General features: G+C 71.0%; 24 protein-coding genes. 10 read left to right on the forward strand and 14 right to left on the reverse strand.

Annotation, left to right across the window (positions count from 1 at the left end; all coding sequences use genetic code 11):
• The first annotated feature begins 90 nt into the window (after window positions 1-90).
• Window positions 91-567 carry a ricin-type beta-trefoil lectin domain protein gene (locus ABZX11_RS14835; RefSeq protein WP_354913273.1) on the forward strand — a complete coding sequence of 159 codons (477 nt, stop codon included), beginning with the start codon at window positions 91-93 and terminating at the stop codon, window positions 565-567.
• 779 nt (window positions 568-1,346) lie between these two features.
• A complete protein-coding gene (locus ABZX11_RS14840) occupies window positions 1,347-3,788 on the forward strand; it encodes a glycoside hydrolase family 3 N-terminal domain-containing protein (protein ID WP_354913275.1) in 2,442 nt (813 codons plus the stop codon).
• Window positions 3,789-3,838: 50 nt separating this feature from the next.
• On the opposite strand, the gene ABZX11_RS14845 is transcribed toward ABZX11_RS14840, so the two are convergent.
• Both ABZX11_RS14845 and ABZX11_RS14850 read right to left on the reverse strand, forming a co-directional pair.
• Window positions 3,839-4,390: a GNAT family protein gene (locus ABZX11_RS14845; RefSeq protein WP_354913277.1), complete on the reverse strand. Its 552-nt coding sequence runs from the start codon at window positions 4,388-4,390 to the stop codon at window positions 3,839-3,841.
• Between the two features lie 70 nt (window positions 4,391-4,460).
• On the reverse strand, window positions 4,461-5,027 hold the full coding sequence (locus ABZX11_RS14850) for a TetR/AcrR family transcriptional regulator (RefSeq protein ID WP_354913279.1): 567 nt from the start codon (window positions 5,025-5,027) through the stop codon (window positions 4,461-4,463).
• A gap of 89 nt (window positions 5,028-5,116) precedes the next feature.
• Between ABZX11_RS14850 and ABZX11_RS14855 the strand changes: the two genes are divergently transcribed.
• The gene (locus tag ABZX11_RS14855; protein ID WP_354913281.1) at window positions 5,117-6,073 is read left to right on the forward strand and encodes a 2-dehydropantoate 2-reductase N-terminal domain-containing protein; all 957 of its coding nucleotides are present in this window, start codon (window positions 5,117-5,119) and stop codon (window positions 6,071-6,073) included.
• A gap of 6 nt (window positions 6,074-6,079) precedes the next feature.
• Here the strand turns inward: ABZX11_RS14855 and ABZX11_RS14860 are convergent, their stop codons facing one another.
• The gene (locus ABZX11_RS14860; RefSeq protein WP_354913283.1) at window positions 6,080-7,015 is read right to left on the reverse strand and encodes an NADP-dependent oxidoreductase; all 936 of its coding nucleotides are present in this window, start codon (window positions 7,013-7,015) and stop codon (window positions 6,080-6,082) included.
• Between the two features lie 96 nt (window positions 7,016-7,111).
• On the opposite strand from ABZX11_RS14860, the gene ABZX11_RS14865 reads away from it, so the two are divergent.
• Window positions 7,112-7,696 carry a TetR/AcrR family transcriptional regulator gene (locus ABZX11_RS14865; protein ID WP_176171469.1) on the forward strand — a complete coding sequence of 195 codons (585 nt, stop codon included), beginning with the start codon at window positions 7,112-7,114 and terminating at the stop codon, window positions 7,694-7,696.
• A gap of 29 nt (window positions 7,697-7,725) precedes the next feature.
• On the opposite strand, the gene ABZX11_RS14870 is transcribed toward ABZX11_RS14865, so the two are convergent.
• Both ABZX11_RS14870 and ABZX11_RS14875 read right to left on the reverse strand, forming a co-directional pair.
• Window positions 7,726-8,187 carry an SMI1/KNR4 family protein gene (locus ABZX11_RS14870; RefSeq protein ID WP_354913285.1) on the reverse strand — a complete coding sequence of 154 codons (462 nt, stop codon included), beginning with the start codon at window positions 8,185-8,187 and terminating at the stop codon, window positions 7,726-7,728.
• Window positions 8,188-8,239: 52 nt separating this feature from the next.
• A complete protein-coding gene (locus ABZX11_RS14875) occupies window positions 8,240-8,560 on the reverse strand; it encodes a helix-turn-helix domain-containing protein (protein ID WP_354913287.1) in 321 nt (106 codons plus the stop codon).
• A 142-nt stretch (window positions 8,561-8,702) separates the two neighbouring features.
• Here ABZX11_RS14875 and ABZX11_RS14880 point away from each other — a divergent pair, with 142 nt between their 5' ends.
• Window positions 8,703-9,542, forward strand: coding sequence for an NAD(P)H-binding protein (locus tag ABZX11_RS14880; protein ID WP_354913289.1), 840 nt, complete (start codon window positions 8,703-8,705; stop codon window positions 9,540-9,542).
• Between the two features lie 70 nt (window positions 9,543-9,612).
• Here ABZX11_RS14880 and ABZX11_RS14885 read toward each other — a convergent pair whose 3' ends face one another.
• From ABZX11_RS14885 to ABZX11_RS14895, 3 genes are read right to left on the reverse strand one after another with little or no spacing between them, the layout of a single operon-like run.
• Window positions 9,613-9,999: a hypothetical protein gene (locus tag ABZX11_RS14885; protein ID WP_354913291.1), complete on the reverse strand. Its 387-nt coding sequence runs from the start codon at window positions 9,997-9,999 to the stop codon at window positions 9,613-9,615.
• Between the two features lie 53 nt (window positions 10,000-10,052).
• Window positions 10,053-10,661, reverse strand: coding sequence for a hypothetical protein (locus ABZX11_RS14890; RefSeq protein WP_354913293.1), 609 nt, complete (start codon window positions 10,659-10,661; stop codon window positions 10,053-10,055).
• The gene (locus ABZX11_RS14895) at window positions 10,627-11,199 is read right to left on the reverse strand and encodes a helix-turn-helix domain-containing protein (RefSeq protein ID WP_354913295.1); all 573 of its coding nucleotides are present in this window, start codon (window positions 11,197-11,199) and stop codon (window positions 10,627-10,629) included. Before ABZX11_RS14895 ends, ABZX11_RS14890 begins: the two co-directional genes overlap by 35 nt.
• 94 nt (window positions 11,200-11,293) lie before the next feature.
• On the opposite strand from ABZX11_RS14895, the gene ABZX11_RS14900 reads away from it, so the two are divergent.
• Window positions 11,294-12,256 (forward strand): chlorophyllase, encoded by a 963-nt coding sequence (locus tag ABZX11_RS14900; protein WP_354913297.1) that lies wholly within the window; start codon window positions 11,294-11,296, stop codon window positions 12,254-12,256.
• Window positions 12,257-12,521: 265 nt separating this feature from the next.
• On the opposite strand, the gene ABZX11_RS14905 is transcribed toward ABZX11_RS14900, so the two are convergent.
• Window positions 12,522-13,364, reverse strand: a complete 843-nt coding sequence (locus ABZX11_RS14905) for a LysR family transcriptional regulator (protein ID WP_354913299.1) — start codon at window positions 13,362-13,364, stop codon at window positions 12,522-12,524.
• A 90-nt stretch (window positions 13,365-13,454) separates the two neighbouring features.
• Here ABZX11_RS14905 and ABZX11_RS14910 point away from each other — a divergent pair, with 90 nt between their 5' ends.
• Entirely contained in the window at window positions 13,455-14,336 is an 882-nt protein-coding gene (locus ABZX11_RS14910; RefSeq protein WP_354913301.1) for an aldo/keto reductase family oxidoreductase, read from the forward strand.
• A gap of 24 nt (window positions 14,337-14,360) precedes the next feature.
• Here the strand turns inward: ABZX11_RS14910 and ABZX11_RS14915 are convergent, their stop codons facing one another.
• Window positions 14,361-15,821 (reverse strand): FAD-dependent monooxygenase, encoded by a 1,461-nt coding sequence (locus ABZX11_RS14915; protein WP_354913303.1) that lies wholly within the window; start codon window positions 15,819-15,821, stop codon window positions 14,361-14,363.
• A 116-nt stretch (window positions 15,822-15,937) separates the two neighbouring features.
• Between ABZX11_RS14915 and ABZX11_RS14920 the strand changes: the two genes are divergently transcribed.
• Window positions 15,938-16,951, forward strand: coding sequence for an Lrp/AsnC family transcriptional regulator (locus ABZX11_RS14920; RefSeq protein ID WP_354913305.1), 1,014 nt, complete (start codon window positions 15,938-15,940; stop codon window positions 16,949-16,951).
• On the opposite strand, the gene ABZX11_RS14925 is transcribed toward ABZX11_RS14920, so the two are convergent.
• From ABZX11_RS14925 to ABZX11_RS14940, 4 genes are all read right to left on the reverse strand, one after another.
• A complete protein-coding gene (locus ABZX11_RS14925) occupies window positions 16,896-17,324 on the reverse strand; it encodes an AAA family ATPase (protein ID WP_354913307.1) in 429 nt (142 codons plus the stop codon). The genes ABZX11_RS14920 and ABZX11_RS14925 overlap by 56 nt on opposite strands.
• Window positions 17,309-18,040, reverse strand: coding sequence for a VOC family protein (locus ABZX11_RS14930; RefSeq protein WP_354913309.1), 732 nt, complete (start codon window positions 18,038-18,040; stop codon window positions 17,309-17,311). The genes ABZX11_RS14925 and ABZX11_RS14930 overlap by 16 nt, the downstream gene beginning before the upstream one ends.
• Window positions 18,041-18,482: 442 nt before the next feature.
• Complete coding sequence (locus ABZX11_RS14935; protein ID WP_354913311.1) at window positions 18,483-18,968, reverse strand: hypothetical protein; 486 nt, start codon at window positions 18,966-18,968, stop codon at window positions 18,483-18,485.
• Between the two features lie 659 nt (window positions 18,969-19,627).
• The gene (locus ABZX11_RS14940; RefSeq protein ID WP_354913313.1) at window positions 19,628-20,533 is read right to left on the reverse strand and encodes an MBL fold metallo-hydrolase; all 906 of its coding nucleotides are present in this window, start codon (window positions 20,531-20,533) and stop codon (window positions 19,628-19,630) included.
• 87 nt (window positions 20,534-20,620) lie between these two features.
• Here ABZX11_RS14940 and ABZX11_RS14945 point away from each other — a divergent pair, with 87 nt between their 5' ends.
• Together ABZX11_RS14945 and ABZX11_RS14950 are read left to right on the forward strand one after the other, a co-directional pair.
• A complete protein-coding gene (locus ABZX11_RS14945; protein WP_176171454.1) occupies window positions 20,621-21,499 on the forward strand; it encodes an AraC family transcriptional regulator in 879 nt (292 codons plus the stop codon).
• 60 nt (window positions 21,500-21,559) lie between these two features.
• Window positions 21,560-22,405 carry a hypothetical protein gene (locus ABZX11_RS14950; RefSeq protein WP_176171453.1) on the forward strand — a complete coding sequence of 282 codons (846 nt, stop codon included), beginning with the start codon at window positions 21,560-21,562 and terminating at the stop codon, window positions 22,403-22,405.
• The last annotated feature ends 51 nt before the right edge of the window (window positions 22,406-22,456 follow it).

Raw genomic sequence — 22,456 nt, forward strand, 5'->3', positions numbered from 1 at the left:
GGTTTCCACCGGTGTCGACAACTCGTGGACAACGTACAACGCGCCCGTTTAATGTCCGAAGTGTTCGATCGGCGAAGGAGGGACCGGCGGATGCGCGCGTTCTGGAGGAAGTCGGCGGCAGTGGGCTCGGCGGTCGCGCTGATGGTCGGGCTGGGCACCGTCCCGGCCCACGCCGCGGTCTACGTGAGCTGGGAAAACCGGGGAAACGGCGAGTGCCTGGACTACCGGTCCGACTACGGGCCGTACACCACGGCGTGCAACCGGGGGACGTACCAGGCGTGGATCGCGACGCTGGGAACGGCGCCCACCGCGCTGCGGCAGCAGAGCACGCGGCTCTGCCTCGTCGCCCGCTCGGGCGAAGCGGTGATGCGCGACTGCCTCGCCTCCGACCCGGCGGCGCTGTGGCGGATGGTGGCGGCGACGTCGGGCTACTACCAGCTGCGGAACAACGTCACCGGTACCTGCCTCACCGGGGAACAGCCCGGCGGACGGATCAACCACGTCACGCTGAAGGCCTGCGGGGCGGCTGCGGACGCCCTGCCGGCCTGGGATGCCTACGTCAACTAGCCGGTCGACCCGGGGGAGCGGATGAGTGAACCGGATCACACTTTCGGCCTCGTACCGGTCAGTTCCGTGCCGCCGTCGGACTACGAGTACCGGGCTGTCGTCAACGAGTTCCACCCGGACGTCCTCGACCCGTCCACGGTGATCCGGATTCGGGAGTTCCTGCCGGGGATATTCCTCGAAGAGAACTTCAACCGAGAGCTCGAGTGGGTGCACGCCGAGAGGCCGATCGCACCGAACGGCGCGAGGGGCGCGAGCGAGCGCGAGACGGTGCGGATCGACGAGGAGGCCGCCCGCCGTTTCGAGGCGATCCAGGCCGAGCGATACCGCGACCACCTCCCGCCCGACGGCCGGTTCGGCTACGCGGCGATCACCCCGCCGGAGAGTCCCGGCCTGGTCCGCTGGTGGACCGGCGAGCACGGTTTCCGGCGGGAGGAGAACTTTCACCCTTGTGACCGCCGTTGGCGTCAGGGCTTCACCTTGTCGCACATCGACCGTGGTCCCTTCTTCCCCGACGCCGTCGCCACCGAAGCCGGGTGGTGCGGATCGACGAAACACGCCTCTACAACTTCACGGTTCTGCAGGCCCAGCGGGAACGGCGCCGGAACCGGCCCTGACCGCAGGGCTCGACACCCTCCTGACCAAGGCCACCACTTACTCCAAGTCGTGAAGAAGCGAAGGCCCGGCCGCCGTTCGGCGCTTTACAGCCCGTCAGAAGCTGCCTACGGTGCCCTCGCACCCCATCCGGCCGGTCTGCGCCGACCACGGCTGAAGGAGTTCAGGTGTTCCGCAACCACAGACGCAGTACCCGCGCCACCGTCACGGTGTTCGCGGCGGCGGCCCTGCTCGCGGTTCCCGCGTTCACCGCCAGTAGCAGTGCCGAACCCGCCGTCACACCCTGGCTCGACACCCATCGCCCGGTGCCGGCGCGGGTAGAGGCGCTGCTGCACGCGATGACGCTGCCCGAGAAGGTCGGGCAGATGGACCAGCAGCTGGTCAGCACGCTGACCGACCCGAACGGCACCACCTGCGGCAACAACGGCTTCAACCTGCCCAACCCCGAGTGCATGAAGAAGATCCTGATCGACGCCAACGTCGGCTCGGTCCTCGCGGGCGGGACCGAGAACCCGGTCGACACCACGGGCAAGGGCGGCGTCGGCAACACCGGCTACGACTGGGCCACCGAGTACAACACCATCCAGCAGTTCGCGATCAAGAACTCACGCCTGCACCTGCCGGTCGTGTTCGGCATCGACGCGGTGCACGGCTTCGGCCACCCGTGGCAGGCGCCGCTGTTCCCGCACTCCATCGGCATGGGCGCCACCTGGGACCCCGCGCTCGCCCAGGCCGGCGGCAAGGCGACCGCGGACGCCCTGCGCGCCACCGGCTGGAACTGGAACTTCGCGCCGGTCCAGGACATCGCGCGCGACAACCGCTGGGGCCGCACCTACGAGACGTGGGCCGAGCAGCCGGTCCTGTCGGCCGCCATGGGCGCCGCGAACATCAAGGGCATGCAGACGCCGGGCAGGCGCGGCGAGCTGAACGTCAGCGCGACGGTCAAGCACTTCGCCGGGTACTCGCAGTCGATCAACGGCCACGACCGGGCCGAGGCGCTGCTGCCGATGAACTACCTCCAGACGACCATCCTGCCGCCGTACGCGGCCGGGATCGACGCCGGCGCCGGGACGGTGATGGTCAACTCCGGTTCGATCAACGGTGTTCCCGCCACCTCGTCGCACCACCTGCTCACGGACATCCTGCGCGGCCAGCTGCACTTCCAGGGCGTCGTGATCAGCGACTACCAGGACGTCACGGCGTTGCAGACCGCCTACCACATCGCGGCGGACCTGCCGGGCGCCATCGCCGCGGCCGTGAACGCGGGTGTCGACATGAGCATGCAGGTCTCCGACGCGGCGGGGTGGCAGGCCGCGATCCTGCAGGCCGTCGACACCGGCCAGATCTCGCGGGCGCGGATCGACCAGGCCGTGCGCCGCATCCTCACGCTGAAGTTCCAGCTCGGCCTGTTCGACCAGCCGTGCGTGGCCGACCCGGCGAAACCGTGCGTCGACGCGAACGCGGCCAACGCCGCCGTCACCGCGGGCCGCGACCAGACGGCGAAGGCCGCGCGCGAGTCGATCACCCTGCTGCGCAACGAAAACAACGCGCTGCCGTTGCCGTCCGGCGCGAAGGTCGTGGTCACCGGTCCGAGCGCGGACTCGATGACCAACCAGCTCGGCGGCTGGAGCGTGAGCTGGCAGGGCGTGGCCGGTGCCGGGCACGTGTGCTGCATGGGCCCGGAGAACCAGATCCCGCCGGGCACCACGGTGCTGAACGGGATCCGGGCCGCGAACCCGGCCGCGGTCTACGCGCCGGACCAGGCCAGTGCCGTCGCGGCCGCGGCGGACACCAGTGCGTACGTCGCGGTGGTGGGGGAGAAGGCGTACGCGGAAGGGCTGGGCGACAACCCGGCACCGGCGCTGGCCCCCGACCAGCAGGCGCTCATCTCCGCGCTGGAGGCGACCGGCAAGCCGGTGATCGTCGTGGTCGTGGCGGGCCGTCCGGTCGGGCTGGGCCCGGCGGAGAAGGCGAACGCCGTGCTGATGGCCTACCAGGGCAGCACGGAAACCGGCACCGCGGTGGCGGACGTCCTGTTCGGCAAGGCGAACCCGGCGGGCAAGCTGCCGATCAGCTGGCCGTCCGACGCACCGGCGGTCGGCGCCGATTTCGCCGGCACGGCCCCGTCCCCGCTCGGCGACCAGCCGAAGTTCTTCGACCAGCTGCCCAGCACGGCGTCCGGTCCGGGCAACGCGTACAACCCGCAGTACCCGTTCGGCTATGGCCTGTCGTACACGACGTTCACCCACACGAACCTGGCGGTGACGCCGAAGGTCGCACGGAACGGCACGGCCACCGCGACGTTCACGGTCACCAACACCGGAACCCGCGCGGGCACGGACATCGTGCCGGTGTACGTGGCCCAGCCGGTGAGCCCGGTGGCCGTCCCGCCGCAGCGGCTGGTCGGCTTCGCCAGGGTGACGCTCGAGCCGGGCCGGTCCCAGGTCGTGAAGGTGACGTTCCCGGCGAGCACGCTGGCGGCGAGCGGGTCGGACATCGACGCGTCGGGGCCGCCCGTGGTGGTGCCGGGCAGTTATGTGCTGCAGCTGAACAAGAACACCACGACCCCGTACGCGGTGGACGTGTCGGCACCGTTCGAGATCCGTTAGCAGGAAACAGCTTTGCGGGGCGACGCCCGGCGTCGCCCCGCAAAGCGTGGCTATGACCGGGTTGCCGGGATTTCGTAGATGATCCCGAGCCCGTCCTCGTCGTCCCGGTCTTCGCCGACCTCGACGAAGCCGTACTGCGAGGCCAGCCGGTAGGAGGCGGTGTTGCCGGGGCTGATCGTGACCCGGACGGTGTGCACCCGCGGCTCGCGGGCGGCGCGCGCCAGCAACGACTCCAGCGCCGCCCGCGCGTAACCGCGCCGCCGGTGTGCCGGGTCGACGGCGTAGCCGATCTCCACCATTCCCGCGGTGTCGGGCGGTCCGTGGTAACCGGCCGTTCCGACGGCCGATTCCCGTTGCCGGTCCCAGATCACGCCGGTGACCCAGGCGGCGCTGCCGGGATCCGCGGCGACCTGCCTGCTGCGCCTCTCCCACAACCGGCGCCGGTCCGGGCCGGCGAGGTAGGCCGTCAGGGGTACCGGACTGGTCGCGTTCGCTCCGGCCAGGTCGCCGCGGGCGAGTGCGTCGAGCGTGGGGCCGGTCAGCTGCACGATGCGAACATCCGGTTTCGGCGCGTTCGAAGTCGCCGGGTGGTCGTTCTGCACGGAGGCAACGTGCCACAGATCCGAACCCGGTGCACCCCGATATCGGCCAGTGCTGGTCGGATCGTGCGCGCTAGCCTGGGCGCAGCCCGGCCAGCACGAGGGTGATGACACCGTCGGCTTCGGTCCGCCACTCCGGGCGGTCGTGGGCCGCGCCGATGCCGTGCAGGGCCATCATGATCGCGCCGGGGCTCACGTCGTCGCGGACGGTGCCGTCCCGCACGGCCGCGGTGACCAGGTCGGTGACCGCCTGCTCCAGTTCCCGGCTGCCGTCGGCGAGGGCGTCCGAGCCGGCCGCCATGAGCGTGGCCAGTGTCCGGGCCAGGCCCACGTGGGCGCCGATGTGGTCGACCGTGTCCCGCAGGAACTTCGCCAGCGCCTCCGCCGCGGGCAGCGTGGCCTGCAGTTCGCGGGCGCGCTCGCACAGCGTGGCGACCTCCCCGCGGTAGACCGCCTCGGCCAGCGCCTCCCGGGTGGGGAAGTGGCGGTACAGCGTGCCGGTGCCCACGCCGGCCAACCGGGCGAAGTCGTCGAAGCGCAGGTCGAAGAAGTCGCCGGCGTCGAAGACCTCCCGCGCCTTGGCGAGCAGGGCCTCGCGCTTGCGCCGGGCGTCGGCCCGCAGCGGCTTGTCGGCGGTCATGCGCTCCCTCGCGTTGACAAATGGAGATGACCTCCATATTTTCTAAGTGGAGATGATCTCCAAATCAATCCTACCGCACGAGGTGCAGTGTGAAGATCCTGATGTTCGGCCGAGGCGTGGTCGCCACCATCTACGGCTGGGCCTTGCAACGAGCCGGCCACGACGTCGAGTTCTACGTCCGCCCGGGCCGCGCGGCGACGTACGGGGACGCGGTGGACCTGGAGCTGCTCGACACGCGGCGCCGGGTGCGGGGGCAGCGCGTCGTCGAGAAGTGGCCGGTGCGCTACCGCGAGGAGCTGGCGCCGGACCACGACTTCGACCTCATCGTGCTCAGCGTGCCGCACCACCGCCTCCCGGAGGCGGCGGCCTTCCTGGCCCCGCGGATCGGCCGGGCGACGGTCCTGGTCTTCGGCAACATCTGGACCGAGCCGGCGGCCGCGATCGGCGCCCTTCCCGCCGAGCAGGTCGCCTGGGGCTTTCCCGGTGCGGGCGGTGGTTTCGGCGCGGACGGCGTGCTCCACGGCCAGCTGCTGCGATCGGTCATCTTCGGCACCTTCGGCAGGCCCCCGACCGACCGCGAGCGGGCCGTACGCGAGGCGTTCCGCCAAGCGGGGCTGCGGATCAGGGAGCGCCCCGACTTCCGTGGCTGGCTGTGGGTCCATTTCGCGTCGGACGCCGGCCTGCTTTCCCAAGGAGTGCGCCAGGGTTCCCTGTCCCGGCTGACCGGGTCGACGGGCAGCATCCGCGAGGCGCTGCTGACCGGCCGCGAGCTGCTGCCGCTCCTCGAGGCGCGCGGCGTCGACCTGCGCCGTCACCGGGGTGGTCTGCTGCTGTTCCGGGCGCCCACCTGCCTGACGGCTCCCGTGCTCGCCTGGCTGACCGCCCGTGTCGCGCTCGCGCGGGAGAGCTTCGCGGCGCATTCCGACCCGGACGCGGAGGAGCCGCGTGAGGTCTGCCGGGACACCCTGGCCGAAGCGCGGCGGCTGGGCGTTCCGGTGCCGCGGTTGGCAGCGGCGGAACCGTACTTCGCCCGTGAGGGCGCCTGAGCCGCCTCACCGGGGCTCGGCGATCCGGAGGACGACCTTGCCGCCCGGGCGTGGTGACTGCGCTAGTTCGATGGCTTCGCGCCAGTCGTCGAGGGGGATGACGCGGGCGACGGGAATCCCGAAGCGCCCCTCGGCGGCGAGCCGCGCGCACTCCGCGACGACGTCGTAGCGGTGCCCGAGAGGCCCCTCGGTGAACGCGTCGCGAGCGCCGGATGCCCGGGCCTGGGCCAGATTGCTGATGGTCAGGACGTGCCGCGGATCGGTGACCGTGCGCAGGAGTTCCGGGATGGTGGCCTCGTCGGGCGGCGACACGTCGAGGACGACGTCGACGGGGCCGCCCGCCAGTTCGCGGATCCGCTCGGCCATGCCCTGGCCGTAGGGCGTGACCTCGGCTCCGGTGGCGCGCAGGGCGTCGGCGTGGGCAAGGCCGGCGGTGGCGAGCACCCGCGCCCCGTTCCGGCGGGCGAGCTGCACGGCGGCGAAGCCCGTGGTGGCACCGCCGCCGCTGACCAGCAGGGTCGTGCCGGCGGTGAGGTCGAGCAGGTCGAGGCCGAGTTGCGCGGTGTCGACGGCCATGGGCAACGCGGCGGCGGCCGCCGGTTCGAGGGCGGGTGGCCGCGGGAACCAGACGTCGAGCAGCGCGTGATCGGACGCGCCCGCGGTGGGTCCGGTGAACGGAGCGGGCCCGAACACCGCGTCCCCGAGCCGGACGCCGGTCACGTCGTCGCCGACGGCATCGACGGTGCCGGCGACTTCGAGCCCGACGCCGCGGGGCAGATCGCCGGGGTAGAGGCCCCGGCACAGGGCCAGATCGGCGGGGTTGACCGTGCAGACCTCCACGGCGACCCGGATCTGCCCCGGTCCCGGCCGAGGCGGTTCGGTTTCCTCGAGCCGCAGGACGTCGAGGGGCTCACCGGTGTGGTGGAAACGCAGGGTGCGCATGGCGATCTCCTGACAAGGGGGTGAGTGACAGCAGATGCTGTCGTCACTCGACGGTACCACGGTGACGACAGCATCTGCTGTCACTATGCTGGGCCCATGGCACGCTGGGAGGGCAACACCCGTGAGCGGCTCGAGCGCGCGGCGCTGGAGTTGTTCCGTGATCAGGGCTACGACCGCACGACGGTGGCCCAGATCGCCAAGCACGCGGGCTTGACCGAGCGATCGTTCTACCGCTGGTTCACCGACAAGAGAGAGGTTCTCTTCGCCGGCGACGAGCTGCAGGCGTGTCTGGAGGCGGGCATCGCCGAGGTGCCGGCGGGAACGGGTGCGCTGGCAACGCTGATGGCCGCGTTCACGGCGGTCCCCGAGGTGCTGCGACCGCGCGAACTGCTGATCGAGCTGCGGGCGGTCATCGCGGCCAACCCGCCGTTGCGGGAGCGCAGCTTGATCAAGGAAGCAATGCTGTCCGAGGCAACAGCGGCGGCGCTACGCGGCAGGGGCCACGACGAGCAGACGTCAAGGCTGGCAACGGCTTTGGGCATGGCCATCCTGGGGACGGCGACCAGACGCTGGGTACTCGGCGAGGACGGCTTCGCCACGCTGTTGGCCGAGAGTGCTGCGGATCTTTCCGCGGTCGCCGCTGATCTGCCGGCCGCTGCCGCGCCACGCGAGGGGCGTTAGCGGGAGAAACCTCGTGGCGTCGTGTTCGCCTATGCGCGCCAGTCGTGGCGCCGGTAGGTCGGGGCGAGGACACCGAAGCCGAAGTAGTCGGTGCCGGGCAGGCCGTCGAGGAATCGACGGGTCGAGCCGGCGAGCGGTTCCTCGTCGAAGCCGTCGAGCCGGACGACACGGTCCTCGCCGGCGGCGAGGTCGGCGGCGTGCCAGCCACACATGTCCCTGTTGTCGGTGCGGGCGAAGACGATGACGTCGGCGGTCGGTGCCAGCTCCTCCTCGTCGTCCTCGTCGATCAGGTCCTCGATGAGTTCCCGGTGCGTGCACATTTCGTCCGGCGCTTCGAAGTGCAGGAAACCACCGAATGTGCCGACTCCGGCTTCCCGGTAGAGCTCGGCCAAGGCGCCCGGCAGCGGCATCCCGTGCTTTTGTGAGAACGCGGCGATGTCGGCTGCCGCGACAACGCCACCGGTTCCGGACACCGACACCCCAGGCCACATGGCGGGGCAGCCTATCCGGGCACGGGTTACCGCTCGGCGTCAGGACCGCGCGCTAGCCCGCACTGCCTGGTGACAGCCGTCGGGTGATCCGGCCGAACAGCTCCGCCAGCGGCTCGCCGACCTCCCGGCCGAATTCGGTCAGCCCGTAGGTGACCTGGGGTGGCGTCGTCGGCTCGACCCGCCGCCAGACGAGGCCGTCCTGGACCAGGGCGCGCAGGGACTGGGCGAGCATCTTCTCGCTGATGCCCTGGATGCTCTCCCGCAGCTCGTAGAACCGGAGGTCGTTGCGCTGCAAGGAGATCAAGACCCAGACGCCCCAGCGGCTGGTCACGTGGTCGACCACTTCGCGCGCCGCGCAGTCGGTGTGAAACACCTCATACCGCGCCTCGCCGCCAGACCGTGTGAGCTGTGCGCCTCCCGTCATGTCATGAGCTTACCCAAAGGTATGCCCTTACCGAGAGTTAGCCCGGTTTCGTAGCGTCGACGCCACGAGAACATCGACAAGGGAGCTGTTCATGATCGTGGTGACCGGGGCGACCGGAAATGTGGGCCGGCCGTTGACGCAGGCGCTGGCCGAGGCGGGGCAGCAGGTGACGGCGGTGTCGCGGCACGCCGCGGCGGTGCCGGACGGCGTCCGGCACGTGACGGCCGACCTGGCCGGGCCCGCCGGCCTCGAACCCGCGCTGGCCGGGGCGAAGGCGTTGTTCCTGTTGCTGTCCGGCGACCTGCACGCCGCCGGAGCCGGCCCGGCCGACGTCATCGGCAAGGCCGCGGCCGGCGGGGTGCGCCGGGTCGTCCTGCTGTCCTCGCTGGGCGTGGCCACCAGGCCGTTCGGCACGACGCGGATCGCGATGCGGGCGCTGGAGGACCTGCTGCGGGAGTCCGGCCTGGACTGGACCATCCTGCGGCCGGGTGGCTTCGCCTCCAACGCCCTGTGGTGGGCCGAGTCCGTCCGCACCCGGCAGGTGGTCGCCGCGCCCTTCGGCGACACGGGGGTGCCGATCATCGACCCGGTGGACATCGCCGACGTCGCCGCGGCCTGCCTGCTGGACGACCGGCACACCGGGCAGGTGTACGAGCTGACCGGCCCCGAGGTGATCACGCCGCGGCAGCAGACGGAGGTCATCGCCGCCGCGCTGGGCTCGCCGGTGCGGTTCCACGAGCTCACCCGCGAGGAGGCCAAGGCCGGCATGACCCGGACCATGCCGGGCGAGCTCGCCGACGACACCCTGGACATCCTCGGCTCCCCGAGCCCGGCCGAACTGCGTGTCAGCCCGGACGTCCACCAGGTCCTCGGCCGCGCCCCGCGCCCGTTCGCCGACTGGGTCGCGCGCAATGTCGCCGCGTTTCGCTGAAGCTCCAACGCCTACGCGCCGCCGCTCTGATGGATGGGGTCGAGCCCGCGTGCCGAGGCACGAGCGGACGTCAGCTGCGGCCCAGCCGTGCCCCGTCTGCGTGTTCGCCGCCGACCTGGTCGTGGATGGCGGTGTCGAGGTCGGTGGCGGTCAAGCCGAAGGTGTCCGCCGTCTCGGTCGCGTCCATGCGGAATGGCGCGTACCACTGGTAGTCCATTTCGGCCAGCTCGCGCGCGATGGGCACGACCAGCCCGGCCGTGCGCATCACGAAGCGCGGCAGCTGGATCAGCTTGATCGGCGCCCGGCCCGCGGCGAGGGCGTAGCGTCGCGCGAGCTCGCGGATGGTCACCGCCGGCGGGGAGGGCACGTGCCAGGCCCGGCCCCACGCGCGTTCGTCCTCGGCGAGCGTCACCAGGGCGTTGGCCACGTCGCCGTTGAAGGTGAACGTGTGCGGCATGTCCAGGTGTCCGCTGATCCACGCGGCGCGGCCCTTCTCCAACGCCGGTGCGATCAAAAGGGGTAGATGCCGTTGGCGTCCTTGCCGATGTAGTCGGAGCCGCGGACTTCGACGGTGCGGATACCGGCGGTGAGGGCCTGCTCCCATACCCCGCCGAACACGCGGAGCTGGTCGTGATGGCGCAGATGGCAGCCGAGGGTCTGGACCGCAACGCAGCCGACCCGCGGTACTGGCACTCCGCTGACGGGCTTCCCTGCGGCTATTCCCTCGATCGGCCCGACCGCGAGACTGATCCCGCCGAAGTCGCAGTCGTCGAGCGGGCTGCCGGCAGGACGATGCGCTGCGACCTCGGGTTGCACCTCTTCGTCGGCGACCCTGCCGGGCGCCCCTTGCTGGCCCGGCTGGCACAGCGGGTCGCGGCGCAGACCGAGGGCTGGGTGTTCGTCGAATTCCGCACTCGTCCTTCCGCGGGCCTGTTCGAAGACCTGGAGAGGGGTGGTCGCTGCATCCGCGTCGAGGAGTACGTCTATCTCGACGCACCGGCGATGGCGGCCTGGTGCGCCCATCCCGCCTTCCATGTCGTCAAATAAGGATCTTTCCCAGCCCTCGTCGGCCGGATGCGCGAAGTCATCGTTCTTGATCGTGCCGCTGCTCGAGGCCATCGAGCAGCAGGTTCACCATCCGCCGGCTGAACGCCACTCCCTCATCCGGTCCCGGGACGCAGAGGTGGGCCACGGCGCGCAGCAGGTCGTCGGCCGAAATGTCCGGGCGGATCTCCCCGGACGCCCGGGCGGCGTCCAAAAGCCCGGCGAAGGCCGGTTCCAGTCGTTGGAGCAGGCGGGTGCCCAGGCCCTCGAAGGTGGGGTCGCCCGAGTGGAGTGCGGCCGCGAGCCCGCGTTTGGTGGCGACGAACTCCGTGTACCGGTCCACCCATTTCGCCAGCGCCATCCGCGGCGGGAAGGACTCCGAGAGCGCCGGCGCGATCGCGATGCACTCGTCGACCTCGTGGCTCAGCACCGCCAGCACCAGGTCCGAGCGCTTGGGGAAGTGGCGGTACAGCGTGGCAACCCCGACGCCCGCTTCCGCCGCGATGGCTTTGACGTGGGCGTCGACGCCGTCGCGGGCGAACACGGTGCGGGCGGCGGACAGCAGTGCATCGATGTTGCGCTGGGCGTCGGCGCGCGGCGGCCGTGCAGCCATGGGGCATGCTCCCGTCTTGCTAAGTGGAATCCGATTCCGTATGGTAAGTGGAATCAGACTCCACTTACTGTAGCCGGAGAAGAGTGCGCACTCCATGAACAAGTACATCGACCTCGCGCTGCGCATCCCCGTCGGTCCCGGGACCCAGGCCGTCTCGTACAACCCCGTGACACTGGCGGCAGCGAACCGTCCGCTGCCGCTCGAGTTGCGCCTGTCCATCCCGGCCGGCGACGACCGGGTGCCCGTCATCCTGCTCTCGCACGGAGGCGGTGCGTCCCGGTACCTGCCTTCGAAGGACGGCTACAGCCCCCTGGCCGACTTCTACGCGTCGCACGGGTTCGCGGTCATCCAGCCCACCCATCTGAGCTCGAAGATCGGCGGCCTCGGCCTGGACCCGTCGGCGCCGGGGCACTCGATGTTCTGGCGCTCGCGCATCGACGACATGCGCCTCATCCTCGACCGCCTCGAGGAGATCGAGGCGCAGGCCCGCATCCCCGGGCGGCTCGACGGCGACCGGGTCGCGGTGATGGGGCATTCCGCCGGAGCGCAGACGGCCGGTCTGCTGCTGGGAGCAAGCCTGCCGGGAGAGCCGAGCACGCTCGACCCGCGGATCAAGGCCGGCGTGCTGCTGGCGCCGGTCGGCAACGGCGACGGGCTGCTTCCCGCCGTGCTCGGGCGCTATCCCGAACTCGACCTCGACTTCTCCTCTCTCGCAACGAAAACGCTCGTGGTTTGCGGAGACCAGGACGACAGCCCTTACCTGACCTTCCGCGGCCCGGCCTGGCACACCGATCCGTACACGCACGCGGTCGGCGCTGACGCACTCCTGACGCTCATCGGCGGTAAACACTTCCTCGGCGGAATCATGGGCTACGACCTCAAGGAAACCGACGACGAAGACCCGGAGCGGCTCGCGATCACCCAGCGGATGACGTGGGCGTATCTGAGCTCCGCGCTGGGCGTCGATGAGACGGCCTGGCCGGCCGCCACTCATGCATTGGCCGAAAACTGCGCGGAACTCGCCACGGTCACGTCCAAAGAGGAGCTTGGAGGCTGAGCCTGCGAGGAGCTTCCGGTGCCCGAGTTTCTCCGCCGCGGCCGCGGTGCCGTGCCAGGGCCGCGAGCAAGACGAGGTCGGAACTCAGTTCACGCGGGGTCAACTGCTTCGACTCGGTGATCTTCCCGGCGAACCCAGCTTGCGGAGCTGGGCCTCGATTTCCACGAGGGCCTCGATGTCCTCCATGCCGACCACGCCGGCTGCCCGGACGGCCCGGAACCGGCTGTACTTCGTTACCGGGTGGTGGCGTTCGCGATCCGGGGCCTCACAGTCGTGAGGCCGTCCGGACCAGCTCGGCGAGGACGCGGGACCGGCTGTGCGCCGGCCAGACGATGTGGGTCGTCACCGGAGGGGCGTCGCTCAACGGGACCGCCGCGTGCTCCTCCCACAGCCACGTGCGGGCGGACTCCGGGAAAACCGCCACCGTGCGGCCGAGGGCGATCAGCTGGGCCAGCTGCGTCTGGTCGTGGATCTCCGGTCCCGGGCCGGGCCGGTAGGTGCCGTTGCCGGCCCAGCGGGCGAGCGGAAGGTCGGGGACGTCCGCGATCTCGGTCAGCGACAACGTTTTCCGCTTGGCCAAGCGGTGCCTGGCCGGCAGGATCGCCACCTGCGGCTCCGTCATCAGCGCGACGCTGTCGAACCCGGTCAGGGAGTTGAACGGCGTGTGCATGAGCGCCACGTCGGCGCGGCCGTCGCGCAGCATCTCCTCCTGCTCGCACGTTCCGCTCGGCAGGACCTCGATCTCGGCGGCGCCGGGCTCGGCCGCGTAGGCGTCGAGGAGCTTGTTCAGCAGTTCGTGGAACGCGCCGGCCTTCACCGCCAGCACCAGCCGGTCGCGGGCGCCGGCGCGGCGGGTGCGGCGGACCGCGGCGGCCGTCGCGTCGAGCGCCACCCGGCCCTCCTGCCGCAGGATCTCCCCGGCGCCGGTCAGTGAGACACCGCGGCGGTTGCGCTCCAGCAGCGTGACGCCGAGACGCCGCTCGAGCTGCTGGATCGCCCGGGACAGCGGGGGCTGGGCGATGCCGAGGCGCTCGGCGGCCCGGCCGAAGTGCAGTTCGTCGGCGACGGCGATGAAGTACCGCAGCTCGCGGGTCTCCAGGGTGTCCATGCCACAGCGTAGCTGTGATACCTCGCGAGTATCACCGTGCACCGGATCGGTGTTGGCCGCCCGGCCCGGCAGCGGGTGAGGATCGACGGCATGAGCACTGATCAACTCGAACTTTCCCTGCCCGGCGGCACCTGGTCCCTGGGCGAGCTGACCGTGACCCGGTTCGGCTACGGCGCCATGCAGCTGGCCGGCCCCGGGGTCATGGGCCCGCCCGCCGACCGCGAAGGCGCGCTCGCCGTCCTGCGCAAGGCCGCCGACCTCGGCATCACCCACATCGACACCTCCGGCGCCTACGGCCCGCGCGTCACCAACGAGCTGATCCGCGAGGCGCTGCACCCCTACCCCGACGAGCTGCACATCGTGACCAAGGTCGGCGCGCGCCGTGACGACCAGGGTGGCTGGCCCCCGGCGCGGCAGCCCGCCGAGCTGCGCCGGGCCGTGCACGAAAACCTCGAGACCCTCGGCGTCGAGCGGCTCGACCTGGTCAACCTCCGCCTCGGCAACGCGCAGGGACCGCAGCCCGGCTCGCTCGCCGAGGCGTTCGAGACCCTGGTCGAGCTCCAGCGCGACGGGCTGATCCGGCACCTCGGCGTCTCCAACGCCACGGCGGAGCAGGTCGCCGAAGCGCGGGCGATCGCGCCGATCGTGTGCGTGCAGAACGCCTACAACCTCGCCCACCGGCACGACGACGAGCTGATCGACGCCCTCGCGAGCGACGGCATCGCCTACGTGCCGTTCTTCCCGCTCGGCGGGTTCAGCCCGCTGCAGTCCTCGACGCTGTCGGCCGTCGCTGCGCGGTCGGGCACGACGCCGATGTCGGTCGCCCTGGCCTGGCTGCTGCACCGGGCACCGAACATCCTGCTCATCCCGGGCACCTCGTCGGTCGCGCACCTCACCGAGAACATCGCGGGCGCGGCAACCACCCTGTCCGCCGACGACCTGACCGAGCTGGACAAGATCGGCCGGCCGTGACGCGCAACGTTTGCGAGTGCCCGTTCACCCCGACGCGGCAGCTGAATTGTGCGGCTCGCCGAACCAGTGGGCGAGTGCCGGCTCGAGATCGTCCGGATTCCCGGCCCAGCACACGTAGCCGTCCGGGCGGATGAGCATCGGTTCGGCGCCGCTGCCCTGCCCCGCGCGGTCGACCCGGTCCGGCCAGAGGGCGGCGACCTTGGCGAACCTGTCGAGCGGGTCGAGGAGGACGCCGCGGCCGGGGCGCAGGAGCTCGTGCGACCGGACCGGGCCGAGGTCCACGTCCGGCGCGGGGAGCCCGACGAGCGGCTGGTCCCCGGCGCCCGGCATCGGGTAGCGGATGCCCATGCCGGACAGCATGTCGTCGAGGTGGTACTGCACGTCCCGCAGGTGCGCCAGCGCGGCGAACAGGTCCTTGACGGCCACCACGTCCGGGTCGCGGGTGCCCTGCTGGTCCATCAGCAGGCTCTGCGCCTGGACGTTGCGCAGCACGGCGGCCGCGACCGGGTGGCGTTCGGCGTGGTAGGTGTCGAGCAGGTGCTCCGGGGCCCAGCCCCGCACCGCGGCGGCGAGTTTCCACCCGAGGTTGAGCGCGTCCTGGAGCCCGGTGTTCATGCCCTGCGCGCCGATCGGGAGGTGGACGTGGGCGGCGTCGCCGGCCAGGAACACCCGTCCGTGCCGGTACCGCTCGGCCTGCCGGGCCGCGTTGGTGATGCGGCGGGCGTAGCGCAGTTCGAGCAGCTGCACCCGGGAGCCGAAGACGGTCCGCAACCCGTCGCGGATCTCGTCTTCGGTGACCGGGACCTCGCGGGGCAGCGACCGGCCCGGCCCGCCCAGTGCGAGCCGCCGCAGCGGCCTGCCCTGCGGGTCGGTGCCGAGCGGGAACACCGACACCCAGTGCCCGTCCTCGCTGCGGGCGTGCGTCATCGCCGGGGTGTCGCCGCTCAACCGCACGTCGGCGGCGACCGTGGTGGTCGTGCCCGGCCTGCCGGGGAACGCGGCCCCGAGCAGCGACCGCACCGTGCTCCGGCCCCCGTCGGCCGCGACGAGGTAACGGCAGCGGATGACTTCGCCGCTGGCGAACGTCGCGGTGACGCCGTCCTCGTCCTGGGCGAGGCCGGTCAATTCGTGGTTGCGCCGCACGGAAATCCCCTGTGCCGCAAGGTGCTGCTCGAGGAAGCCCTCGATCACCACCTGGGGAACCGACCGCCACGGGTGGCGGTGCCTGCCCCGGGTCAGCGGGAGCGTGATGCCGGCGAAGTGTGCGGTGCCTGCCGGGTATTCCCCGGTGGCCAGCAACGGTTCCAGCAACCCGCGCTGGTCGAGTGCCTCCTGCGTGCGGGACTGCACGCCGCCCGCCTTCGACAACGTGCTGCGCTGCGCCAGCTTGTCGACCAGCACGGCCGGCACGCCCGCCACCCGCAGTTCGTTGGCCAGCATCAGGCCGGTCGGGCCCGCGCCGACGATGAGCACATCGGTGTCCATGGGTTCTCTCCTGGTGGTCGTCGATCAGGACGAGCGCAACGCTCCGCCGGCCGCCGTAATCAGGCCAGAAGTGCCGCGTATTGAGCCGATATCCGACGGGAACTACCCTCAAGGCGGTGGAATCCGACTACGACGAGCTGGACCGCCGGCTCGTGCACGCCCTGCAGGTCAACGGCCGGGCCCCTTTCAGCGCGATCGCCGAAGTTCTCGGCGTCGCGGATCGCACCGTCGCCCGCCGGTACGCCCGGTTGCGGTCGACGGGAGCGGTGCGGGTGCTCGGCGGGGTCGACCCGACGGCACTGGGCGCGGTGCTGTGGTTCCTGCGGGTGCGCTGCGCGCCCGCCGCGTCGCTCCCGGTCGCCGAGGCGCTGGCCCGCCGCCCGGACACGTCCTGGGTGAGCATTTCCTCCGGCGGCACGGAGATCACCTGCACGGTCCGCACGGAGAGCGAAGCCGACAGCGAGGCGCTGCTGCTGGCGAAGCTGCCGCGCACTCCGCGCGTGGAGGGCGTGACCGCGCACTCCGTGCTGCACGCGTTCTACGGCGGCCCGGACAGCCTGGTCGCCAAGCTCGGTTCGCTGGACGAGGCGGCGATCGAGCGGCTGCGCCCGCCCCCGGTGCCCCACCGGCCGGGGCCGGTGCGGCTCGACGACGGCGATCGCCGTCTCCTCGCCGCGCTGGCCGCCGACGGCCGGACCGAGCTCGAGCGGCTGGCCGCGGTGACCGGCTGGTCGCCGACGACGGTCCGGCGCCGGATGACCGAGCTGCGCGAACGCGGCGTGCTGTACCTGGACATCGACGTCGACGGCAGCATGTTCGGCGTCGGCTCGCGAACGCTGCTCTGGCTGTCGGTCGCCCCCGCGCACCTGGAAGAGGCCGGTGCGGCACTGGCCGGGCACCAGGAAATCGCGTTCGCGGCCGCGACCACCGGGCCGACGAACCTGTACGCCAGCGTGGTGTGCGCGAACCAGCGGGAGCTGTACCGGTACCTGACCACCCGGGTCGCCGCGCTGCCGTCGATCACCCACGTCGAAACCGCGCCGGTGATCAAGACCGTCAAGCGGGCGGCCAACTCTACAGTGGACAGTCCGGTCCCGGCTTCCCGGCCGCGCGAAGGATTTCACCGATGACCGCGGGCAGATCCGGTTCCGCGTGCCGGTGCGCGGCCCGCGCGTAGTAGCGCGACCGGGCGACCTCGAGCGGCACCACACACCGCACTTCCACGACAGGCCCCGGCAACTGCGCCACCAGCGGCCGGGTGTAGCCGAGCCAGGTGCTGTCGATGACCGCACCGGGGCAGCGACGCGCCACCCGGAGAGCGGCCAGGACGGCCGCCCGCCCCAGCCGCCGCGACTCGTCCACCGTCCGGGGACGCCCGAGGCCTTCGGCGAGTGCTTCCTTGATCTCGTCCTTGGCCAGTACGGGCAATCCCAGCCGCGGCCCGAGTGCGGCCGCCAGCGTGCTCTTGCCCGCTCCGGGCCAGCCACCTACCAGCACGAACACGAATTGCTCGCCGCCGCTGCCCCCGCGGGCCGCACGCAGAACCCGTTGCCGTCCGGATCCGCCAGGATGACGATGCCGTCGTCGCGGGTGTCGAGCCGAGTGGCGCCGAGGGAGGTGAGCTCGTCGACCGCGGCCTGCTGGTCGCCGTCGTCCGGAAGCAGTTCGAAGCGCTGCTGGTTCGGCGTCACCGGTGTGCCGTCCCAGGTGTCCCAAGCGATTTTCGTGCCGCCGTGCGGTGACTGGATCGCGGTTTGCTCGCCACGGTCCCACACCAGGGGCCAGCCCAGGGCTTCGCTCCAGAACGTGCCGACCTGCCGGGAGCCGGCGCAGGTGAGTTCGCCGAGCGGGCCGCACCCGGCGAGGTAGTCGTTGCCGGGCTCGATCACGCAGAACTCGTAGCCCGCCGGGTCGGCGAGGACGACGTGCGTCTCTTCAGGGCGTTGGCCGACGTCGAGATGGTGGGCGCCGAGCTTGATCGCCGTGGCCACGGTCTGCCGCTGGTCGTCGAGGTCGGAGCTGGTCAGGTGCAGGTGCATCCGGTTCGAGCCGAGCCGGCCGGGGCGGCCCGGGACGAACCGCAGGCCGAGCTGGGTGTCGTCCCCGGGAAGCAGCAGACCGCCGAAGTCTTCGATCGGCTCCCGGCCGAGCAGGCCGGCCCAGAAGCGGGCCGCTGCGGCCGGGTCGTCGGTCTCGAAGGTCACCGCCAGCAGTCGCATCACCGGAAGGTAGACACGGTCTCGAGGCGGCGGCAAATCATTATCAAGCCGGCGAGCGGACATCGGCGCGCTACTGTTTGGAACCGACTTCGCGCCGACGCTCGATGGGGGCGCCAACTTATGAGCATGCCGGACCTCGAGGTATACGCCACCACAGCACAGGTAGTGGACGCAGTCTGCGACCCGAACGCGTCGACGCCGGCCGTGGCGCGCGAGGGACGTCGACTGTCAACCTCGCTCCCGGGATTCACGACAGGAGACGCCATGGCGTCCACCGTGCTGGTCGCCGCTGCCCATCGTATGGCCGTATACGACAAACGAGCCCACCGGGGCTTGGAACTCCTGGGCGAAAACCCGGCCCTCGTCCCGAGGGCGATGCGGACGCTACATGCAACTGGTCGAGAGATTGCTCGTCTTGGCTCACCAAAGAATCATCTCGAGCTCATCGCTCGTTGTCTGCATTTTTGTTGTCGAAAGACGATTCATCATAGAGCTCAGCTGGCCACATCAGGCTTCTCTGCCGCAGCGAGCGGACATCGAATTTCGTCAACGTGCCAAGGTCCAAGTTTGCCGCCTTCAGGCCAAGTTCAGCCAGGATTGACTCTTTCATTGGGCCATTCTCCATGTATCGGACGATTTGCACCGCGCGTCGTAGTCTGGCGGGGGATTCGAGTAGTTCGTCAATCTTGTCGGCAACCTTCTCTGCATCGCCTTCGAGCTTATGTGCGCGAGTAAAGAACAATTTTGCCACGTATCCGGGCAATGCGCCCAAGAACGCCGTTGCGATACCTGGAGCCAATGCGCCCCCCAACATGATGTACATGGCTCCCGTGCCGATCAATATCGCGGCAGAAGCCGCGGCGACCAGAGCGCCAGTTGAACTTGCCTTACGACTGCGGAGAACCGCCGAGTAGTGATCCGCGCGCACGACCAGAAGGGTCTTGCGCTCTGCATCGTCGGTTCGATCCTCGGCGATGGCGAACTTTTGAACAAAATGCTCAGAGCATCGCGCTGACTAGCACGATGTTCCAGCGCTCTTTTCAGATCTGATCGATTTAGAACACCAAACAGACGATTTCGAGCGCGGGTGGGCAGGTAGGATAGAACCCAGGCGCCCGCTGTCCCCATGACAGTCAAGCTGCCGATCAGCCAGACGAGGAGGCTTGAGCGCTGATCGCCAATGCTCGATGCCAAAGATGCAGTAATCATGTCTACCCATGACGTGCAACCTGGCAGGTCTGCTACCGGAGGCGGCGAATCGTTACGCTTTTGAAATTCTGGGGCTCATGAATACCATTTTTCGCAACCGCAGCCGCTGGATCGTCGTGATTAACGAGCACGCCACGTGGTGCGAGGTATTCTGTCTGCAAATATTTCGAGGCGATTGAAGGTGCACCGTCCTGGGCGTGGGACGAGATGGGGCATCCAAATACCGTCGCGTGGTCAGCGTAGCGGCTTGTACGAGCCAGGGCGTGCCGGAGAACTCACGCCTCGACGGAAGATGCCGGGGTTGTCGCGTCAACCTGCGCTCGTCGGCAGTACAGGACCTCCGAACCGCCTGCCTCCGGCTCCGCGCGCCGAAAGACATCACTCCTCCCCGGCCCACCGGCGGACCGCGAACCGGCTGCCGTCGCGGCGGACCTCGGCCGCGCCCGGGCCGGCGAAGTGGGCGGGGACGACGAGCTCGCCGGTATCGGCGGCACGTTCGAGTACCGCGTGCCGAGTGCCGGCGGCCCGCCGCGGGTCTTCGCAGAAGCAGCTGCTGTGCTCCGGGGCCACGATCTGGGCCGGGCTGTGCAGCAGGTCTCCGACGAACACCGCCCGCTGGCCGCCGGATGACAGGCGCAGGACCGACGAGCCCGGCGTGTGGCCCGGGGCGGCTTCGAGGGTCAGGTTCCGGTCGATGCGGTGGCCGTCTTCCCACAGCTCGGCCCGGCCGAGCACGGGCGCGACGCTGTCGGCGTAGACCAGCAGGCTGCCTTCGCGGCGGAGCTGCTCGTGCGGCGTGCGCGGCGCGGGACGGCGGTGGGCGTTGGCCGGGTGGAAGTACACCTGGTCGACGCGCGGGATGAGGTAGGTCGCGCGGGGGAAGGTGGGCACCCAGTCGCCGTTGCGGAGCTCGGTGTTCCAGCCGACGTGGTCGTAGTGGATGTGGGTGTTGACCACGACGTCGACGTCCTCCGGCCGGACGCCCGCCGCGGCCAGCCGCTCGAGGAACGGGGTTGCGAGGTGGTCGAACAGGGGGATCTGCGGCCGGTTCCGGTCGTTGCCGACGCCCGTGTCGACCAGGATCACCCGGCCTTCGCTGCGCAGCACCCAGGTCTGCACCGCGCCGCGGTAGCCGCCGGTCTCCGGGTTCCAGTGGTCGGGGGCGAGCCAGCCGGCGTTGCCGGTCCAGAGCTCCGGTGGGCTGCCGGGGATGATCGTCCGCGCCGGGGCGATCTCGCCCTGCCACTCGACGACCTTGGTGACTTCGACTTCGCCGATGTGCATGCCGCCACGCTAGGACGCCCGGCTGAGCGTTTCCATGCGTGAACTGCTCGCCCTGATGCTCGATCGTCTCAGCGCTACGCTGTCGGCGTGGACGTGCTGAGTGACGCGATCGCCGCCGTGCGGGTCGGGCAGCCGACGTCGAACCGGCTGCAGGCCGGTCCGGACTGGTGCTACCGCTTCGCGCCGTACGACGGCGCGGGTTTCCACGTGCTGCTGCGCGGCAGCGGCTGGCTGCTCCCGGACGACGGTGAGCCGGTGGCGCTCGCCCCCGGTGACGCGGTCCTGGTGCCGCACGGCCGCGCGCACGTCCTCTCCTCGACGCCGGACGCGGCCGGCGCGGTGCCGTTCGAGACGGCGGTGGCCGAGCCGGCGGGCCGCACCGAGTTCCTGTGCGGCAAGTACCGGCTGTTCCACGCGCGGCGGCACCCGCTGCTCGCCGGCCTGCCGGAGCTGGTCCACCTGCCGGCCGAGATCGGACGCCACCCCGAGCTGCGCGCGGCGATCGACCTGCTCGGCGGCGAGGTGAGCGAGCGGCGGCCGGGCTCGGCCACGGTGCTCACCGGCCTGCTGGACGTGCTGCTGGTCTACCTGATCCGCGCCTGGCTGGCCGACCACCCGGGCACGGGCTGGCCGCAGGCCTTGCGGGACCCGGAGGTCGCGGCCGCGCTGGAAGCCCTGCACGAGCACCCCGAAGCGCCGTGGCGGATCGAAGACCTGGCCGCCAGGGTCGGCCTGTCCCGGGCCACCCTGGCCCGCCGGTTCACCGCGCTGACGGGCCGTCCGCCGATGGCGTACCTGACCTGGTGGCGGCTCACGACGGCGGCCCGGCTGCTGCAGGAGACCGACCTGGCGCTGCCGTCGATCGCCGCGAAGGTCGGCTACACCTCGTCCTTCGCGTTTTCGCACGCCTTCAAGCGCCACTTCGGTGCCGCACCGGGCGGTTTCCGGGGCGGCGACCGGACCTGATCGCCGCCGGTGCCGGGGTCGCCGCCGGGCCGGCTGTGGCCGGGCTGGCACACTCGGGCGGTGCTCTTCGGATACGTCCTCGCCGTGCTGGCCGCCATCGCCTCGGGCAGCGGCTCCATCCTGGAGTCGGCCGGGGTCCGGCGGGCCGGCGCCTTCGGCGGCTCACCCCAGGACCTGGTCGCGCTGCGCCGGCAGCCGCTCTACTTCCTCGGGGTGGGGGTCGATCTGCTCGGGTTCGTCTTCGCCGCGGCCGCCCTGCACCGCCTGCCGCTGTTCCTCGTCCAGTCGGTCCTGGCGTTCAGCGTCGGCGTGACCGCGACGATCTCCGCGATCCTCGGCGTCCGGCTGGCGGGTGCCGGCTGGGCCGCACTGGGGGTGGGGGCGACCGGGCTGGTCCTGCTCGGCCTGTCCGCGGATCCGGGCCCCGCGCGCCTGCTGCCGCCCGGGTGGAAACTGCTGCTGGTGGGGGTGGCGGTGGTGATCGCGGCGATCGCGTTCACCGCCCAGCGCGGGGACGGCCGCTGGACGCCGATGGTGCTGGGGTTCTGCGCCGGGCTGGGGTTCAGCACCGTCGGGGTCGCGGCGCGGACGCTCGACGTGTCCGGGCCGGTCTGGCGCCTCGCCCTGGAACCGGCGCTGTGGGCGATGATCGCCAACGGGCTGGTGGCGGCGGTGGCGTTCGCGATGGCCCTGCAACGCGGCCGGGCGACGGCGGTCACCGCGATCATGTTCACCACCAACACGGCGGTGTCTTCGCTGATCGGCGTGGTGGTGCTGAACGACCGCGTCCGCGAGGGCTTCACCGCCGCGGCGGTGGCGGGGTTCGTCCTGGCGGTCGCCGGGGCGATCGGCACCGCGCACTACGCGGCCGCCCACCGGACGGAGCCCAGTACGGCCGCCGCGTGAACCAGTCCCTTGTGGACTGCAGCCAGTGCGGAACTCAAGGCCATGTTCGTC

The organism is Amycolatopsis sp. NPDC004169 (assembly GCF_040610315.1).
In the GTDB taxonomy this organism is placed as follows: domain Bacteria; phylum Actinomycetota; class Actinomycetes; order Mycobacteriales; family Pseudonocardiaceae; genus Amycolatopsis.

Coding starts and splice junctions, on each gene's coding strand:
- ABZX11_RS14870 (WP_354913285.1), bottom strand. CDS start 8,187: ATGTGGCCTGGGGTGTCGGTGTCCGGAACCGGTGGCGTTGTCGCGGCA.
- ABZX11_RS14860 (WP_354913283.1), bottom strand. CDS start 7,015: ATGCGCACCCTGCGTTTCCACCACACCGGTGAGCCCCTCGACGTCCTG.
- ABZX11_RS14850 (WP_354913279.1), bottom strand. CDS start 5,027: ATGACCGCCGACAAGCCGCTGCGGGCCGACGCCCGGCGCAAGCGCGAG.
- ABZX11_RS14900 (WP_354913297.1), top strand. CDS start 11,294: ATGAACAAGTACATCGACCTCGCGCTGCGCATCCCCGTCGGTCCCGGG.
- ABZX11_RS14880 (WP_354913289.1), top strand. CDS start 8,703: ATGATCGTGGTGACCGGGGCGACCGGAAATGTGGGCCGGCCGTTGACG.
- ABZX11_RS14890 (WP_354913293.1), bottom strand. CDS start 10,661: ATGGCCTCGAGCAGCGGCACGATCAAGAACGATGACTTCGCGCATCCG.
- ABZX11_RS14885 (WP_354913291.1), bottom strand. CDS start 9,999: ATGCCGCACACGTTCACCTTCAACGGCGACGTGGCCAACGCCCTGGTG.
- ABZX11_RS14835 (WP_354913273.1), top strand. CDS start 91: ATGCGCGCGTTCTGGAGGAAGTCGGCGGCAGTGGGCTCGGCGGTCGCG.
- ABZX11_RS14940 (WP_354913313.1), bottom strand. CDS start 20,533: ATGCACATCGGCGAAGTCGAAGTCACCAAGGTCGTCGAGTGGCAGGGC.
- ABZX11_RS14895 (WP_354913295.1), bottom strand. CDS start 11,199: ATGGCTGCACGGCCGCCGCGCGCCGACGCCCAGCGCAACATCGATGCA.
- ABZX11_RS14915 (WP_354913303.1), bottom strand. CDS start 15,821: ATGGACACCGATGTGCTCATCGTCGGCGCGGGCCCGACCGGCCTGATG.
- ABZX11_RS14865 (WP_176171469.1), top strand. CDS start 7,112: ATGGCACGCTGGGAGGGCAACACCCGTGAGCGGCTCGAGCGCGCGGCG.
- ABZX11_RS14905 (WP_354913299.1), bottom strand. CDS start 13,364: ATGGACACCCTGGAGACCCGCGAGCTGCGGTACTTCATCGCCGTCGCC.
- ABZX11_RS14930 (WP_354913309.1), bottom strand. CDS start 18,040: ATGCGACTGCTGGCGGTGACCTTCGAGACCGACGACCCGGCCGCAGCG.
- ABZX11_RS14910 (WP_354913301.1), top strand. CDS start 13,455: ATGAGCACTGATCAACTCGAACTTTCCCTGCCCGGCGGCACCTGGTCC.